Source organism: Flavivirga amylovorans (assembly GCF_030540875.1).
Classification (GTDB): Bacteria; Bacteroidota; Bacteroidia; order Flavobacteriales; family Flavobacteriaceae; genus Flavivirga; species Flavivirga amylovorans.
Window position 1 is genome coordinate 99,230 of sequence record NZ_JAUOEM010000008.1, and the last position, 16,928, is coordinate 116,157.

At 30.6% G+C, this 16,928-nt stretch carries 19 protein-coding genes and 1 tRNA gene; 11 read left to right on the plus strand and 9 right to left on the minus strand.

The features are described from left to right. Window positions 1–131: 131 nt before the first annotated feature. Window positions 132–1,076, minus strand: a complete 945-nt coding sequence (locus Q4Q39_RS18875) for a calcium/sodium antiporter (RefSeq protein ID WP_303284136.1) — start codon at window positions 1,074–1,076, stop codon at window positions 132–134. A gap of 246 nt (window positions 1,077–1,322) precedes the next feature. On the opposite strand from Q4Q39_RS18875, the gene Q4Q39_RS18880 reads away from it, so the two are divergent. The 5 genes from Q4Q39_RS18880 to Q4Q39_RS18900 all read left to right on the plus strand — a co-directional run bounded on the left by Q4Q39_RS18880 (window position 1,323) and on the right by Q4Q39_RS18900 (window position 6,477). Continuing rightward, on the plus strand, window positions 1,323–1,679 hold the full coding sequence (locus Q4Q39_RS18880; RefSeq protein WP_303284137.1) for a BlaI/MecI/CopY family transcriptional regulator: 357 nt from the start codon (window positions 1,323–1,325) through the stop codon (window positions 1,677–1,679). A gap of 6 nt (window positions 1,680–1,685) precedes the next feature. After that, entirely contained in the window at window positions 1,686–3,272 is a 1,587-nt protein-coding gene (locus Q4Q39_RS18885; protein WP_303284138.1) for a M56 family metallopeptidase, read from the plus strand. A 489-nt stretch (window positions 3,273–3,761) separates the two neighbouring features. Continuing rightward, window positions 3,762–3,914 carry an SsrA-binding protein gene (locus Q4Q39_RS18890; RefSeq protein ID WP_303284139.1) on the plus strand — a complete coding sequence of 51 codons (153 nt, stop codon included), beginning with the start codon at window positions 3,762–3,764 and terminating at the stop codon, window positions 3,912–3,914. A gap of 461 nt (window positions 3,915–4,375) precedes the next feature. Next, complete coding sequence (locus Q4Q39_RS18895; RefSeq protein WP_303284140.1) at window positions 4,376–5,143, plus strand: XRE family transcriptional regulator; 768 nt, start codon at window positions 4,376–4,378, stop codon at window positions 5,141–5,143. Beyond that, entirely contained in the window at window positions 5,143–6,477 is a 1,335-nt protein-coding gene (locus tag Q4Q39_RS18900) for an exonuclease domain-containing protein (RefSeq protein ID WP_303284185.1), read from the plus strand. The genes Q4Q39_RS18895 and Q4Q39_RS18900 overlap by 1 nt, the downstream gene beginning before the upstream one ends. A 251-nt stretch (window positions 6,478–6,728) precedes the next feature. Here Q4Q39_RS18900 and Q4Q39_RS18905 read toward each other — a convergent pair. Continuing rightward, a tRNA-Arg gene (locus Q4Q39_RS18905) sits at window positions 6,729–6,802 on the minus strand. Between the two features lie 82 nt (window positions 6,803–6,884). Here Q4Q39_RS18905 and Q4Q39_RS18910 point away from each other — a divergent pair. The 6 genes from Q4Q39_RS18910 to Q4Q39_RS18935 all read left to right on the plus strand — a co-directional run bounded on the left by Q4Q39_RS18910 (window position 6,885) and on the right by Q4Q39_RS18935 (window position 11,204). After that, entirely contained in the window at window positions 6,885–7,514 is a 630-nt protein-coding gene (locus Q4Q39_RS18910; RefSeq protein WP_303284141.1) for a Crp/Fnr family transcriptional regulator, read from the plus strand. Between the two features lie 138 nt (window positions 7,515–7,652). Next, window positions 7,653–8,210 (plus strand): YeeE/YedE family protein, encoded by a 558-nt coding sequence (locus Q4Q39_RS18915; RefSeq protein ID WP_303284142.1) that lies wholly within the window; start codon window positions 7,653–7,655, stop codon window positions 8,208–8,210. A gap of 3 nt (window positions 8,211–8,213) precedes the next feature. After that, a complete protein-coding gene (locus tag Q4Q39_RS18920) occupies window positions 8,214–8,627 on the plus strand; it encodes a DUF6691 family protein (protein WP_303284143.1) in 414 nt (137 codons plus the stop codon). Continuing rightward, on the plus strand, window positions 8,628–9,419 hold the full coding sequence (locus Q4Q39_RS18925; RefSeq protein WP_303284144.1) for a sulfite exporter TauE/SafE family protein: 792 nt from the start codon (window positions 8,628–8,630) through the stop codon (window positions 9,417–9,419). It abuts the gene before it with no gap. Between the two features lie 103 nt (window positions 9,420–9,522). Then, window positions 9,523–10,932 (plus strand): MBL fold metallo-hydrolase, encoded by a 1,410-nt coding sequence (locus tag Q4Q39_RS18930; RefSeq protein WP_303284145.1) that lies wholly within the window; start codon window positions 9,523–9,525, stop codon window positions 10,930–10,932. 2 nt (window positions 10,933–10,934) lie between these two features. Further along, window positions 10,935–11,204, plus strand: coding sequence for a heavy-metal-associated domain-containing protein (locus Q4Q39_RS18935; RefSeq protein ID WP_303284146.1), 270 nt, complete (start codon window positions 10,935–10,937; stop codon window positions 11,202–11,204). A gap of 13 nt (window positions 11,205–11,217) precedes the next feature. On the opposite strand, the gene Q4Q39_RS18940 is transcribed toward Q4Q39_RS18935, so the two are convergent. From Q4Q39_RS18940 to Q4Q39_RS18970, 7 genes are all read right to left on the minus strand, one after another. Continuing rightward, window positions 11,218–11,493, minus strand: coding sequence for an ATP-dependent Clp protease adaptor ClpS (locus Q4Q39_RS18940; protein WP_303284147.1), 276 nt, complete (start codon window positions 11,491–11,493; stop codon window positions 11,218–11,220). Window positions 11,494–11,508: 15 nt separating this feature from the next. Continuing rightward, the gene (gene prmA / locus Q4Q39_RS18945; RefSeq protein WP_303284148.1) at window positions 11,509–12,345 is read right to left on the minus strand and encodes a 50S ribosomal protein L11 methyltransferase; all 837 of its coding nucleotides are present in this window, start codon (window positions 12,343–12,345) and stop codon (window positions 11,509–11,511) included. A 198-nt stretch (window positions 12,346–12,543) separates the two neighbouring features. After that, window positions 12,544–13,293: a triose-phosphate isomerase gene (gene tpiA, locus Q4Q39_RS18950; protein ID WP_303284149.1), complete on the minus strand. Its 750-nt coding sequence runs from the start codon at window positions 13,291–13,293 to the stop codon at window positions 12,544–12,546. Window positions 13,294–13,332: 39 nt separating this feature from the next. Next, window positions 13,333–13,815: a TlpA family protein disulfide reductase gene (locus Q4Q39_RS18955; RefSeq protein ID WP_303284150.1), complete on the minus strand. Its 483-nt coding sequence runs from the start codon at window positions 13,813–13,815 to the stop codon at window positions 13,333–13,335. Between the two features lie 7 nt (window positions 13,816–13,822). Then, complete coding sequence (locus Q4Q39_RS18960; RefSeq protein WP_303284186.1) at window positions 13,823–14,899, minus strand: ABC transporter permease; 1,077 nt, start codon at window positions 14,897–14,899, stop codon at window positions 13,823–13,825. 101 nt (window positions 14,900–15,000) lie between these two features. After that, the gene (locus Q4Q39_RS18965) at window positions 15,001–16,338 is read right to left on the minus strand and encodes a BT_3928 family protein (RefSeq protein ID WP_303284151.1); all 1,338 of its coding nucleotides are present in this window, start codon (window positions 16,336–16,338) and stop codon (window positions 15,001–15,003) included. A 26-nt stretch (window positions 16,339–16,364) separates the two neighbouring features. After that, window positions 16,365–16,904 (minus strand): DUF1599 domain-containing protein, encoded by a 540-nt coding sequence (locus tag Q4Q39_RS18970; protein ID WP_303284152.1) that lies wholly within the window; start codon window positions 16,902–16,904, stop codon window positions 16,365–16,367. Window positions 16,905–16,928: the final 24 nt, after the last annotated feature.

The following is a 16,928-nucleotide window of genomic DNA, read 5'->3' on the forward strand; positions in this document are numbered from 1 at the left end:
TATGCTGAAGACTTTTTTGAGTTACATAGCAGAGCTACGGAAGGAAAAAAAACAAAAACAGAGCTGAAAACAGCCATTTTTTAGCAAATTGAAAGTCTAAATGAGTTCTACGTTTAAATATACTTTGTACTCTATCCTCTGGTAAATATTAAAAACATAAAGGCACCATAAGCGAATACTAAAAAGAATCCTTTTGCCCTGCTGATTTGTAATTTTTTCGGCAAAAATATTATTGGTATTAAGATAAAGCTAAAACCCAACATCCAAAAAATATCATGGGACAATATTTGAGGCTCAGTAACCGTAATAGGTTTTATTATAGCTGTTAGACCTAAAACCGACGCTATATTAAAAATATTAGAACCTATTAAATTACCTAAAGAAATAGCCTTTTCTTGCTTTGCTGCAGCTATCACAGATGCTGCTAATTCTGGTACACTGGTACCTATCGCTATTAAAGAAACTCCTATAACCGCTTCACTAACACCTAACGAACGTGCAATGTCTTTTGATCCTTCTACTAACCACTCACTTCCAAAATACAAGGCTGTTGCTCCTATGACTAACCAAAGAATTATTTTAAAATTAGAAACAACTGCTAAAGCATCATCAACATCTTCTACACTTATATCTTTTCTTCCTTTTTTAATCAATGTATATAAAAAGATAATAAGACCTACAAATAAAATCCCGCCTTCTTTAGCTGTGAGAACATTATCATTTTTAAGAAAGTAATAGAGCACTATTGAGAAAACCATCATAACTGGCCAATTAAGCTTATAAAATGACTTATCAACGGCTATAGTCCCTACCATAGCTGTAACACCTAGTACCAATCCGATATTTGCAATATTAGACCCTACAACATTGTTAATTGCTATAGCTGGCGATCCCGATAATGCTGCTTGTACACTCACTAATAGTTCTGGTGCCGAGGTTGCAAAAGATACTACCGTCATACCAATGACCATTTTAGATATACTAAACTTAAATGACAAAGCTACAGATGAACGCACAAGAAACTCACCTCCTATTACTAATAATGTAAAACCAAGGATGACCCAAAGTATACTCATAAAATATTTTTTTGCGAAGATAGTGTAAATGGTAGCGAAAAATTGAAAGTGAAAAGTGAAAAATTTTATTAAAAACTTTAAATATAGTTAAATAACTATTAATTTAGTTGTATAACTATAAAAATAGTTATAGATTTGTTTAGTACTTTGGTTAATAATAAAAATAAGTTGGAAAATCAAACTTAAAAAAGTAACGCCAAAATTAGTAACAAGATTTCCTTATTTGAGGAAAAAATAGCGTAAACAATGGAAAAACTAACAAATAAAGAGGAAGAGATCATGCACATAATATGGAAGCTGGAAAAAGCTTTTGTAAAAGATGTACTCGCTGAAATAAAAAATGACAAACCACATTATAATACACTTTCTACAATCATTAGGAATCTAGAAGATAAAGGCTACGTATCTTATAATGCTTATGGCAAAACTCATCAGTACTACCCCATTGTTAGTAAAGAGGTTTATAAGAAAAAGTATATGAATTTAGCCATAGACCATTATTTTAACAACTCTTATAAAAATATGGTGTCATTTTTTGCCAAGGAAGAAAAAATTAGTGTAAAAGAGCTTAAAGAGATTATTGCACTCATTGAAAAAAAATAACTAACCATGGAATATTTATTAAAAGTTAGTGCCGTTATTACTATTTTTTATATCGTTTACAAAGCTTTTTTGCAGCGCGATACTTTTTTCGAATCGAATAGAGTGTTTCTTTTATCTGGCTTAATAAGTTCGTTTATTATTCCTTTTCTAGTAATTCCAATATATATTGAACAGGTTCCTACTTTTATATCAAATTATAATTTTGGAGATACTCCTGTTGAAAATGTAAAAAAGGCTTTTAATATTTTAGATTACTTGCCTACGGTTTATTTAGTAGGCCTTCTTATCTTTTCTATTCGTTTTATTATACAATTAGCTTCATTATATGTATTAATTTTAAAAGATAAAAATGTAAAACATGGTGATTTTAGATTTGTAAAAGTCAATACAAATGTTTCCCCATTTTCTTTTTTTAACTGGATTGTTTACAATCCAAATCAATTTAATAAAACCGAGTTAGATCAAATTATTGCACACGAAAAAGTACATGTAAAACAATACCATTCTATAGATATATTATTTGCACAACTTTCTTGTATTGCACTCTGGTTCAATCCTTTTGTATGGTTATACAATAAAGATTTAAGACAAAATCTAGAGTTTTTAGCCGACAATTCTGCTATAAACAAAACAAAAAGCAAGAAAGATTATCAATACACTTTACTTAAAACAAGCATGCCATCTCATCAAATGGCCTTAAGTAATAATTTTTATAATTCATTAATCAAAAAACGAATCGTTATGTTACACAAATCAAAATCAAAAAAAATTAATCAGTTCAAATTTGCTATAGTAATTCCAATATTAACCCTGTTTTTAATGAGCTTTAATACAAAAGAAGTTTATATCAACAAAGCTAAAATTTCTGAAGACACTTTAAGTAATGATGTCATCAAAATTGCAATTGCTAAAAAAGACACTGAAACCATCGTTATAACTAAAGATTTTACCGACACTAACTTAGATAACCTCATTAGTAAATTAAAAAAGAAAGATATTACAATTAAATTTAAAGGTGTTAAACGCAATAGCAGTGGGGAAATAATAGCGATAAAGATTAACGTTGAAACCAAACATTCTAATGCTAATTATAATATTAACTCCAATGCTCCTATAAAACCAATAAAAATTACTTTTGATAAAAAGAGGGAAAATATATCTATAGGAAATGTATCGAAAAATCAGAAATATGTCGTTTATAATAAAAAAGGAAAACCCAAAACACATAAATCTCATGATAATGATGAAATCGAAATAGAACATGAAATTGAAATAGTAGATGAAGACGAAGTAGAACATGAAACAGAGCATGAAGTTGAAACAGAACAAATCGTTGAAGAAAATAAAATAATCTTAAGTCATGATGCCTTAAAGAATAAAACAAAAACCACTAACAAAATGGCGATTTATAATAGCGAAGGTAAAAGCCCAATATACATTGTAAATGGTAAAGAAGTTAAAAAATTAGATTTTGAGGAATTAGACCATGATGATATTAAAAATATAAATGTTATAAAAGGAGATGTAGCTATTGAAAAATATGGAGAAAAAGGTAAAAATGGCGTTATAAAAATTATTACTAAAAAAGAATAAAATAATCATAGCAAATGATATGATTTTAAGACACTCGATATTGAGTGTCTTTTTTTATGTTTTATAATTAAAAAAAGATGAAATTGATAAAAAACATCTTTTTTAAAGCAAATTCCCTCTAGACAATTGAAAAAACACTCAAAACACCTCTACAATTGTTAAATATTAAAACAAAAAATACGAATATTAATTACATAATATAACTTTCATATAGGAAGTCACTTAAACATGGTAATCAATTCCATTTTATCACTTACAAATTTATATTTAATTTCATCGATTTTCATTAAAACGTTTGGTAAACATATGGGTAAATATATATCTTCAGTAAACATTGATACAAATAGTCTATTTAATAACCCTTAAAACCTGAAAATATGATCACACTTGCCAAACTTATAATGGATGTAATATTAATTATTATCTCAATTATATAAATTTCACTAAATGTAAAACTTAGTCTAGAATAAGTTTTACTATTTTTATAAAATGCAAAAGCAAGTATTTAAATTTTTAGCGAAGGTTAATAAAATAGTTTTACCAAGTTATTCAAAACAACGATTAGACTTAGCAAAAGCGAATAAGCTACAAATGGCAATTATTGGCTGGAGATGGTTTATTACTAAAAATGCTTTGGATTAATTTAATTTTAAAATTAATCCAATCGGCATAAGGTAACTAGAGGATCTTTTATTCTATTCTTATGGCTCATAAAATTTTAACTTAAAATCTGTGGATATAAAAATTCATTCAAATCTTACATACGTTTATAAAACTTAAAAACTACAAATATTATATTCATATAAAGAAATCATCAGAAACATAATTAATAAAATACAAAACCTTGTAAATCAATTTTTGTGCAAAGTTTTTTATTCAAATAAATTTTTGTGCCGATTATTACGGATCCAGTACACAAAAACACCATCGATATAGCGAAAACATGTTATAAAATACCAAAACTGTAGATTGCATATTTAACACAATATCTACTATACCAAGAACAGCATTAATAGTTTTTTTATCCATGGTAATAGACTTTTTTATTCACGCTACAATCAAAGCTACATTATTAAGCATTTATTGCTTATATTTGTAGCATCATGAAAATAATATCAAAAAACATTCGGCATTTAAGACATTTAAAGGAACTTACTCAAGAAAATCTGGCAGATAACCTACAAGTACCTCGTTCGCGTATTAGCTCTTATGAAGAAGGACGCTCTGCTCCTACTATTGAGATGCTTATTTTAATTTCAGATTATTTTAAATTACCCATTGATATTTTATTACGTAACGACTTAACAAAAGCTACGGATACATCTTTTATTGAAGTTGGTAACCAACGAGTCTTGTTTCCTATTACTGTAGATAACGATAATAATAACTTAATAGAAGTGGTTCCTATAAAAGCATCTGCTGGGTATTTAGCTGGTTATGATGACCCAGAGTATATTGAACATTTAGAGAAAATTAAGCTTCCATTTTTACCCACAGGAAAACATAGAGCCTTTCCTATAAAAGGAGATTCTATGTTACCCATGAAAAGTGGCTCTTATGTTGTTGGCCGTTTTATTGAAGATAGAAATGATATAAAAAGTGGAAAAACCTACATATTGGTAACTCTTAATGATGGTATGGTTTATAAAAGAGTGATAAATAACATAGAGCTTAATAATTCGCTACTCTTAATATCTGATAATAAAATGTATCATGACTTTAGTGTCCCTATGAATGAAGTTCTTGAAATTTGGGAGTTTACTTGTAGTATCAATACTCAGGAATATGATGAACATGAACTAAAAATAAGCAGTATTATTAATATGTTTAACGATTTAGGGGTTGAATTAAAAGCTTTAGAAAAACGGTAATAATGTACACCATAATAGATGTTGAAACGACAGGCGAAGGAAATAAAATCACAGAAATTTCTATTTTTAAATATGATGGCACACAAATTATTGATGAATTTACATCCTTAGTCAACCCCGAAATTTCTATTCCAGTTTATATTACTACTTTAACAGGTATTGATAATGCCATGGTAGCAAATGCTCCAACATTTTCTGAGATTGCAGAAGATATTTTAGCCATTACAGAAGATACTATTTTTGTTGCTCATAGCGTGAATTTTGATTATAACATAATACGCAATGAGTTTAAAAACATTGATCTTGATTTTAGAAGAAAAAAATTATGTACAGTAAGACTCTCTAGAAAACTAATTCCTGGACACAAATCCTATAGCTTAGGAAAAATCTGCAAGGCACTAAATATAGATATAAACGGAAGGCACAGAGCTCGAGGCGATGCCAAAGCTACCGTTATACTTTTCAAAAAATTATTAGATGCCGAAAATGCTGAAAACGTATTCAACGATTTTCTTAAAAAATCATCAAAAGAAGCCACACTACCTCCCCATTTACCAAGCTCTGTTTTTAATGATATTCCCAGCAAAGCAGGTATTTATTATTTTAAGAATAAAAAAGGCAAAGTCATTTATGTTGGAAAGGCAAAAGACTTAAAAAAACGCGTCCTAGGTCATTTTTACAACAAGACCGAAAAGGAACTGAATTTATGTCGAGAAACCGCTGACATCGATTTTGAATTATCTGGTAGTGAGCTTATCGCTCTTCTTATGGAAGATGCCGCTATAAAACAATACTTTCCAGAATATAATCAAGCGTCCAAAAGAAACACAAAAGCTTATGGTATTACTATGTTCGAGGACAGAAACGGCATCATTCATTTAGCTTATAATACTTTAAAAGCAACACCAAACCCATTATTCATATTTTATAATATAACAGATTGCAGACAATTTTTAGAACGCCTCTGTACTCAATTTGAATTATGCCCCAAATACTGTCATTTGCAAGAAGGTGTCTCTCATTGTTCACATTACAAAATTAAAACTTGTCATGGTATTTGTATTGAAAATGAGCCTAGTTACAAATACAATGAACGTGTTTTAAATGGTATAAAGCATACGCTTGAGAAATCTAAAAACTTAGTTATCAAAGAAAAAGGACGCCATTCTGAAGAAGAAGCATTTGTTCTTATCGAAAATAATGTTTATTTAGGTTATGGTTTTATTAATAAATCAGAACAAGTAACCACACGTGAAACTTTAAAAAGTTATTTGATTCCCCAAAAAGATAATATAGATGTACAGAAAATATTGAAGAGAATTTCATTCAATTGATAAGTCATAAATGATTTTTTTAAATAATTATATAACGAAAGAGTAACATAAAATGAATTTTAATGAACTTAACTGAAAACAAAAACTCCACAGTTTAGATAAACTGTGGAGTTTTTAATTAAATAGAACTTATTTTGTGACCTCGACAGGACTTTCAAAGAACATCCTGACAAAGCTCCGCTTTGAAAATAGTACAAACAAAAAAACGCTCAAGCAAGCTTGGCGTTTTTCTTAATTGAACTATTTATTCGTGACCACGGCAGGATTCAAACCTGCAACCTCTTGAGCCGTAATCAAGTGCGCTATTCAGTTGCGCCACGTGGCCTTTTTTGTGGCTGCAAATATAGTATTTTTATTAAAACATCACCAAATTTTTATTCCAAATTTGTAATTCATTACTTTTGAATATGGGAAAGGAATTATTATATCAAAAATTTAATCATATTTTAGATAACACACTTATCAGTGAAATTGAAAAAGTGGGTACTATAAGAACATTTTTAAAAGATGATATTATTATCGATATTAATCAACCATTACAGTATATACCGCTTTTATTAAGTGGAAATATTAAAATACTTCGGGAAGATAATGATGGTAACGAATTACTCATTTACTTTTTAGAAGCAGGAGAAACTTGTACAATGTCATTAACCTGTTGTATGGGGACTTCTAGAAGTAAAATTAGAGCTGTTGCCGAAAAAGATTCAAGTCTTATCATGATTCCCGTTCAAAACATGCAAGTATGGTTTCATAATAATGAAAGTTGGAGAAATTTCATCTTAGAAAGTTACCAAACCCGTTTTGATGAAATGCTAGAAGCTATAGATAATCTTGCTTTTATGAAAATGGATGAACGGCTTTATAAATACCTAGTTAATAAAGTTAAACTTCACACCTCTAAAACTATTATAGCCAAGCATCAAGATATCGCAGAAGATCTGCATACATCTCGTGTTGTTATCTCCAGGCTTTTAAAGCAATTTGAAAACGAAAATAAAATAAAACTTAGCAGGAATAAAATTGAAGTTTTGTAATTATTATTTCTTAAACATAGCTTTCCTCAACAAACCTGTCCAAAACAAACAATCAAATTTAGCCACCAGTAATAAGTAACATTTATTACAAAACTTCCTTTAGTTTAGCTCTACATTTGTAATAAAATTATAGTAAAAATGGAATACATTTTAAATCCTTGGCCATGGTATGTATCTGGTCCATTAATCTCCTTAGTCATGGCATTGTTACTCTATTTCGGTAAGACATTTGGTATGTCTTCCAACCTTAGAACCATGTGTTCAATTATAGGAGCTGGAAAAACAACATCTTTTTTTAAATTTAATTGGAAAGAACAAATATGGAATTTAATTGTTGTTTTGGGAGCCATTATTGGTGGTTTTATAACAACCCACTATCTATCTAATGATAGTTTGACCGATTTAAATCCAGCCACTGTAGTTGAGCTTCAAAATATGGGATTTGAAAATTCTGGAGCTACATTAGTTCCCAATGAAATGTATAGCATTGAAGCACTAACATCTCCTAAAGGATTACTCCTTTTAATTTTAGGTGGTTTATTAGTTGGTTTTGGCACACGCTATGCTGGTGGTTGTACTTCTGGTCATGCTATAACTGGTCTTAGTAGTTTACAAAAGCCATCACTAATAGCCGTCATAGGCTTTTTTATTGGCGGATTAATCATGACTAATTTTATTTTACCCTTAATCTTTTAAATCATGAAATATCTAAAATTTTTATTAGTTGGCATTTTTTTCGGAATTGTTTTAGTAAAATCTGAAGCTGTTTCATGGTATAGAATATATGAAATGTTTAGATTTCAATCATTTCATATGTATGGTATTATAGGTACTGCTATTGCTTCCGGGATCTTATTTCTTCAAATTTCAAAAAGAGGGATTGTAAAGAGTATAAAAGGAGCCGATATTTTTGTTCCCAAAAAAGAAAAAGGAATTACTAGGTATATAATAGGCGGTATTATTTTTGGATTCGGTTGGGCACTTATTGGAGCATGCCCTGGTCCAATGTACATCCTATTAGGCACTGGTGTTTATAGCATGATCGTTGTAATAATCGCAGCCATTTTAGGCACATATATTTATGGAGTTTTAAAAGACAAACTCCCTCACTAAATGGACTCCACACAACTCTTAGGATACATTGGAGCATTAATTGTTGGGTTAGTTTTAGGCTTAATTGGAGGCGGAGGTTCTATACTCACCGTACCATTATTGGTATATCTCCTAGGTTATAATCCAGTTATTGCAACTGCATACTCCCTTTTTGTAGTAGGGACTTCCTCTATGGTTGGTACATATCAAAAACATAAAAAAGGATTAGTCGATTTTAAAACCGGGCTTGCCTTTTCATTCCCATCATTCATTGCTGTTTATTTATCTAGACGCTATTTAGTACCTGGTATTCCAGACACCATTTTTAGTTTTGGTGATTATGCCCTTACTAAAGAAATGGGTATCATGATATTTTTTGCTATCATCATGATATTAGCCTCGTTTTCTATGATAAAAAAGGAAAAAAATAATGGTAGTGCTATCCCCCCCCAACCCTATTATAAAACATTTATTCAAGGTTTGATTATTGGAACTGTAACAGGTCTTATTGGAGCCGGTGGAGGATTTTTATACGTACCTGCATTGGTAGTTTGGGCTAATCTTCCAATGAAAAAAGCTGTAGGAACCTCTTTAATTATTGTAACTATTAATTCTTTAATTGGTTTTATAGGAGATGTTCAAACTTTAGAAATTGAATGGCTATTTCTTCTTTCTTTTACTTTAATTTCTATAGTAGGTATTATTTTAGGTGTATTTATATCAAAATTTATAAGTGGAAAAAAACTCAAAAAAAGTTTTGGCTTTTTTGTTTTAATAATGGCTGTTTATATTATTTATAAAGAGCTTAAGTAGTTGTAATGTGACATAAGTCACAAAGTGATCCATTTAGGATTCGTAATTTTGAAATGTTTTAATTTAAAAGAATTTCTGTTTACACTATAATTAAAAATAGATTATGAAAATAGAACAAATTTATACAGGATGTTTAGCTCAAGGAGCTTATTATATAGAATCTAATGGAGAAGTCGCCATTATTGATCCACTACGGGAAACACAGCAATATGTAGACAAAGCAAAGAAAGAAAATGCAGAAATAAAATATATATTTGAAACTCATTTTCATGCAGATTTTGTTTCTGGTCATGTCGATTTAGCAAAAAAAACTGGTGCTACTATTGTTTTTGGCCCTGGAGCCGAAACAACATATGATGCTTATATAGCAACAGATAATGAGACATTTAAAATCGGAAACATTACTATTAAAGTATTACATACACCTGGTCATACTTTAGAATCGTCAACATTTCTTTTAATCGATGAAAAAGGAAAGAATCATGCTATTTTTAGTGGAGACACCTTGTTTTTAGGAGATGTAGGTCGTCCTGATTTGGCAATAAAATCTGATTTAACAAAAGAAGATTTAGCTGGTATGCTATATGAATCTTTACGAAACAAAATCATGCCACTGGCTGATGATATTATTGTATATCCCGCTCATGGCGCTGGTTCTGCCTGCGGAAAAAGTTTAAGTAAAGAAACGGTTGGTATTTTAGGAGATCAGAAAAAAACGAACTATGCTTTAAGAGCAGATATGACAAAAGAAGAGTTTGTTGAAGAAGTTTTAGACGGTATACCACCACCACCACAATACTTTGCTAAAAATGCGATGATGAATAAATCTGGTTATGATAATTTTGAGACTATTCTACAAAAAGGAGATACAGAACTCGAACCAGAAGCATTTGAAGCTATAGCAAATCAAGAAGATGCATTAGTGCTTGATGTTAGAACTGAAAAAGAATTTGTAGAAGCCCATATTCCAAATTCTATTTTTATTGGAATACATGGCGGATTTGCACCATGGGTTGGTGCTTTAATCACCGATTTAAAGCAACCTATACTACTCGTTGCACCAGATGGAAAAGAGAAAGAGACAGTAACTCGATTATCTCGTGTGGGGTATGACAATACTTTGGGGTATTTAAAAGGCGGCATTAATGCGTGGAAAAGCGCAGGTAAAGACATTGAATCTATTGAGTCTATATCTGCGGATGAATTTTCCAACCGTTTTAAAAATGATTCGATTAATATACTAGATGTTAGAAAAGATGGCGAATACAAATCTGGACATTTAGATAGTGATTCTGTACAGCATTTTGCTTTAGATTACATTAATGAAAATATGAATGCGATTGATAAAACTAAAACCTACCATTTACATTGCGCAGGTGGATATCGTTCGGTTATTGCTGCATCTATTTTAAAAGCCAGAGGGTTTGATGTCATAGACATTGCTGGTGGGTTTGGTGCAATTAAAAACACAGATTTACCAACTACAGTTTTTATTTGCCCATCAACTTTATAAAAATGAACATAACTTTAGAAATACAAAACCTTAAATGTGGTGGTTGTTCTAATACAATTACTAATAAGTTATCGGATATAGAACATGTTAGTGATGTAACAACTAATAATGAAGAAAACACTGTTACTTTTTCTTATGAAAACGAAGAAACATTATTGGAAGCCAAACAATTGTTGTATAAAATAGGCTATCCTATTGTTGGAGAAAGAAATGCATTAACAACAAAAGCTAAATCCTTTGTTAGTTGTGCAATAGGTAGAATGAGTAGTTAATAGAAATATCTTATTAGATAATCTCAGCACTTAACCCTGCTTCAACAAGCATCGAACAGCGTGGCTTTAAATCGTCGTATAGCCCTGTTTTAACTGTACATTTTCCTTTATAATGTACTATCAGTGAACATTGTTCTGCTTGTTCTGCAGTATGGTCGCATGCATGAATAAGCGTTTCTATAACATGATCGAATGTATTAACATCGTCATTGAACAAAACAATTTCATTTTGAGTTGATACTTCTTCTTCAAGTAGTAACGCTTCTGATGTTTTTTCTCTAGTGCTCATTTTTCAATTTTTATACTAATTTAAAAATTTTAAAGAAACCCAATTGTTTCTTTCTGATTTTTCTTCAAATTTTAACAAATGCTTTTCGCATTCATCGATAATCATAGGAATATCATCATTATAAAACCCACTTAAAAATAAAGTGCCATTTTTATTTAAGCAAGATGCGTAAGTCTCCATATCTTGCAATAAAATATTTCGGTTAATATTGGCTATAATAATATCGTACTTTTTGTTTTTTAAAACCGATGCATCTCCTTCAATAACTGTAATATGCTTACAATTATTACGTTCTACATTCTCTATACTGTTTAAATAACACCAATTATCATAATCTACAGCATCAATAGGTTTTGCACCTTTCATTTCTGCCAAAATAGCTAATACTCCTGTACCACACCCCATATCTAAAACAGATTTATTTGTCATATCATTATTTAAAATGTGTTGTATCATCATGTGCGTCGTTTCATGATGCCCCGTACCAAAGCTCATTTTTGGCTCGATAATAATATCAAACTTTGTGTTTGGTTTGTCATGAAATGGTGCACGAACCGAACACATATCATCAACAATAATAGGATTAAAATTCTTTTCCCATTCCTTATTCCAGTTGGTTTGCTCTATGTCATTAAAAGTAAAACTGATTTCAAACTCTTCAGAATTTAAAATTTGCACATCTTCAAGTATCGATTCGTTCCATTCTTCTTTTTGAATATACGCGGTAACCCCTGTTTCTGTTTCAACAAAGCTTTCAAAACCAGAATATCCCAATTCAGCTATAAGTATTTCTACACCTGGTTGTAATGGAGTTACTGTAAACTCGTAACCTATATAAATAATGTTTGACATCGTCGATTTTTTTCAACTGCAAAGATAGATGTAAATACTATAATAATTGTTTTTCTGAAACTATTTAAATTATTCCAATGTTGTTTTTAATATCGAATTACTCATCATTTTTATATAGAAACAACAAAGGGTATTCACTAAATTTATGAATTCAATGAAATACCCTTAAATATAAATTTTTAAGTCTAGCTATTTAATCTAAAATGCGTTTACAATGGCAAAAAAGTCGTCTGCATTAAGTGCAGCTCCTCCAATTAAACCACCATCTACATCTGGTTTAGAAAAAATTTCTTCTGCATTTGCAGGTTTAACACTACCTCCATAAAGAATTGAAACTTCATCAGCTACATTATCCCCGTATTTATCAGCTAATGTCTTTCTTATAAAAGCATGCATATCCTGTGCTTGCTCTGGACTAGCAGTTTCACCTGTACCTATTGCCCAAACAGGCTCATAGGCCAATACGATATTTTGATAAGAGGCTGCATTTAAGTGAAATAATGCATTTTTAATTTGGTTTCCAACAACCGTTTCTTCGTTTCCAGATTTTCTATCGGCCAACTCTTCTCCAAAGCAAAAAATAACGCGCATCCCTTTTGCTAATGCTGCATCTACTTTCTTTGCAAGTAATTCATCTGTTTCATTAAAATACTCACGACGCTCGCTATGTCCTAAAATAACAGTTTCTATTCCGATACTTTTAAGCATACTCGCACTTATTTCACCTGTATAAGCACCATTTTCTGCGAAATGCATATTTTGTGCAATAACTTCTACATTCGTATTTTTTAATACGCTGGAAGCATGGGATAAATTAGTAAATGTTGGTGCTACCATGACCTCTGCATTTGAAGTTTTGGTTTTACTTTTCAACGCATCGATTAATGATTTGGTTTGTGATAAATCATTATTCATCTTCCAGTTTCCTGCTACAATTTGTTTTCTCATTTTAATGTAAACCTTTAAAATAAAGGACTTTATTAATTATTATAAACTTTCTTTAATTCTTATATCATCAGCTTCTACAGCCTCAAATAACTTAATAGTTCCATTGCCATCTACCACCATATAGCGAGGTATCCAATCTAGGTCTATAAAATCGCAAAATACACCATCCCAACCAGATTTTATAAAATAGTGGAGACCTTCAACCTGATATTTTTCAATGCCCTTTTTCCAGGCTTCCTGAGTTTTATCTAAGGACAAAAAGATATAAGTAACATCCTTATGCTCGGCTTGTAATTCTTTTACTATAGGCATTCCTTTTATACAATCACTGCACCACGAAGCCCATACATCGATCACTAATGTTTTTCCCTTATGAGCTTCTAAAATATCTTTAAATGGAATAGAATCGCCTTCTAGAGTAATAAATATATCGTTTAAAGCTGCTTCTGAAAATTGTGTTGGAGATTTTTTACAGCTTAATAAAGTGATTAATAATATAAGTATACAGCCTATTTTTTTCATATATCAATTATTGCAGCTTTACTTTTGGATCTAACCATACATAAATTAAGTCCACAAAAATATTAATAATTATGAAGAGTAACGCTATAATTAGCACTGAACCCATAATGATAGGTAAATCTAATGTATTTAAAGCATTTACGATTTCCTTTCCTAGTCCATTCCAACCAAAAATATATTCTACAAAAACAGCTCCAGCCAACATGGAAGCAAACCAACCAGATATGGCTGTAACAACAGGATTTAAAGCATTCTTAACAGCGTGTTTTTTTATAATTTGGAATTCACTTAACCCTTTTGCTCTTGCCGTTCGAATATAATCTTGATTAAAAACTTCCAATAAGGAGTTTCTCATAAGTTGAATAACTACAGCCAGCGGCCGAATTCCCAATACAACAGCGGGTAAAATTAAGTTTTTCCATTTAATATGCATGGCTTCACCGAAATCGTCTAATTCATATAAGCTTCCTGTCATCTCCAAATTTGTATACTCATGTAGTATATATCCAAAAAACCAGGCAAACAAAATGGCACTAAAAAATGATGGAATACTCATCCCTAAAGTACTAAAAATCTGAATGGTTTTATCTAACCATTTATCTTTGTATAGTGCAGAAACAATACCTAAAAGAACCCCCAAAATCATAGCAATTATTATAGCAGTAACAGCCAGTACAAATGTATTGGGTAATGTTTCAGCAAGAACTTGACTGACTTTTTTACCTTGTTTAGTAAACGATTCCCGTAAATAAGGAAATTTTAAAATAGTGGTCGTATTGCCTACTGAAAATAATTTAGCTCCACTATATTTACCTTCTCTTAAAAAGGTATAATCCGTTTGTTTATTTGAATGAAATGAAATAGGAGACAAATCATTTAAATAATAGAAATACTGAACGCTAATAGGTTTATCGAATCCGTATTTTTGTTTGACGATAGCCAGTTGTTCACTATCTTCATTTTGTCCTAGCATCATTTGAGCTGGATCTCCAGGAAGTACATTAAATAAAAAGAAAATAACAGTAACTACTCCAAATAGTGTGAGTAAAGCATAGATGATTTTATTTAGTAAATAGCTTATCAGTTGTTAGTTGTTAGTTGTTAGTTGTTAGTTGTTAGTTGTTAGTTGTTAGTTGTTAGTTGTTAGTTGTTAGTTGTTAGTTGTTAGTTGTTAGTTGTTAGTTGTTAGTTGTTAGTTGAAATTACGTCTTTATTTTTAAGTTTTATCTCAACAAAGCCACTATAATTAGTATTATTAACCGCATTTATTGAATCTAAAAATTCTTGATTATCTTTTAAAACATAAGCTTCCTCTATATCCTCTTCTTCTAGTTCCAAAGCTTCAAAGTCTCCTTCTTTTAAATGCTCCCCATCAATCATATACAAAACACCATCGTTTTTAACGGGTTCTGGTTTTCTCTCAACCTTTGGCAACTCTAAATCTTCGATGTCATTCCAATGTACTTTTTGTTTGATCGTTCCTTTATCCATTTCCAAAACACCAGGGTTAGAACGTACTACTGTTTTTAAGGCCTTTTCATCGCACAAATAAAATTCAAAATCAATTCCATAAGCTTCCTTAATATGTTGTTTGGCTTCTTCACCAGACGCTGTTAAACCAATAACTTTATAACCGTTTTTAGTAGCTTCTTCAGATAAACTCTTTAATTTTACAGCTCCCTGCCTTTCTATTTTCTCTAAACTATAGGACACTATAACGATAACATTTTCTTCTGCTAAAAACTGTTCAGTGAAATCACCATCATTACTTTCTATTGAAAAATCGTAAATAGGTGGTTGATAACCTTCTTGAATCACTTTTGTATCAACACTAACAAAATCACCTTCAACTGATGGGTAAGACCCATTAGTTGTTACAATCTTCTCTTCTCCACCGACATTAAATTTCCAGCTATATTCTACAATAGGTTTTGCAGCATCTTCAGGAACACTCATTCCTTCTTGAATATTAGCTCCAATTTTATATGCTCTAAAATCTTTAACAGGTAAATGCTCCAATACATGATAGCCAAACCAAAGGCTAAAAATAAAACCTAATAATGCAATCACTGTTGTTAATAGCTTATTAAACAAAGGTTTTATATGTTTAATTCCAAAAAATAAAATCAATATAAAAAACAGTAAAACCAAATCTTTTGTAAAGCTTTCCCATGGTGTTAGTTTTAAAGCATCACCAAAACAGCCACAGTCTTTTACTTTATCGAAATATGCAGAATAGAATGTTAAAAATGTAAAAAACACAATCATTCCTAGCAAACTCCAAATGGTAAATTTCGGTTTATATCCTATAAGTAAAAACACGCCTAGAACAACTTCAAAAATGACTACAAAAACAGAAACCAATAATGCATACGGCTCTAAAAACGTTATATTTAAAACATCTGCACTAAAATACTCTTGTAGTTTATATGAAAACCCTAAGGGGTCGTTTAGTTTTATCAATCCAGAAATGATAAATAAAACACCAACAAATACTCTTGATATGCCTACTAAAATCTTCATTCCTTTTACTTTATGTTTTTATTAAATTATTTTTCTTTTAAATGAATTAGTGCAAAAATCGCATAATTAACCATGTCTTGATAATTAGCATCAATGCCTTCACTTACTAAAGTTTTTCCTGAATTATCTTCAATTTGTTTAACGCGTAGTAATTTTTGTAAAATTAAATCGGTTAAACTACTCACTCGCATATCACGCCATGCTTCTCCATAATCATGATTCTTATCTTGCATAAGTTTTTTTGTAATAGCGACCTGTTTTTCATATAATTCGGTAGCTGCTTCAGTAGATAAATCTGGTTGTTCTACAACGCCTTTTTCTAACTGAATTAATGCCATAATACAGTAGTTTATAATACCAATAAATTCACTAACTTCACCTTCATCCACCTTTCTTACATCATTTTGCTGAAGCCCCCTAATACGCTGTGCTTTAATAAAAATTTGATCGGTAAGTGATGGTAAACGCAATATGCGCCATGCACTACCATAATCCGACATTTTTTTAATAAATAAACTTTTACACGTATCAATTACGGCATCATATTGTTTTGAAGTATCTTGCATGAATTAAAATGTATTTTGCGTAAA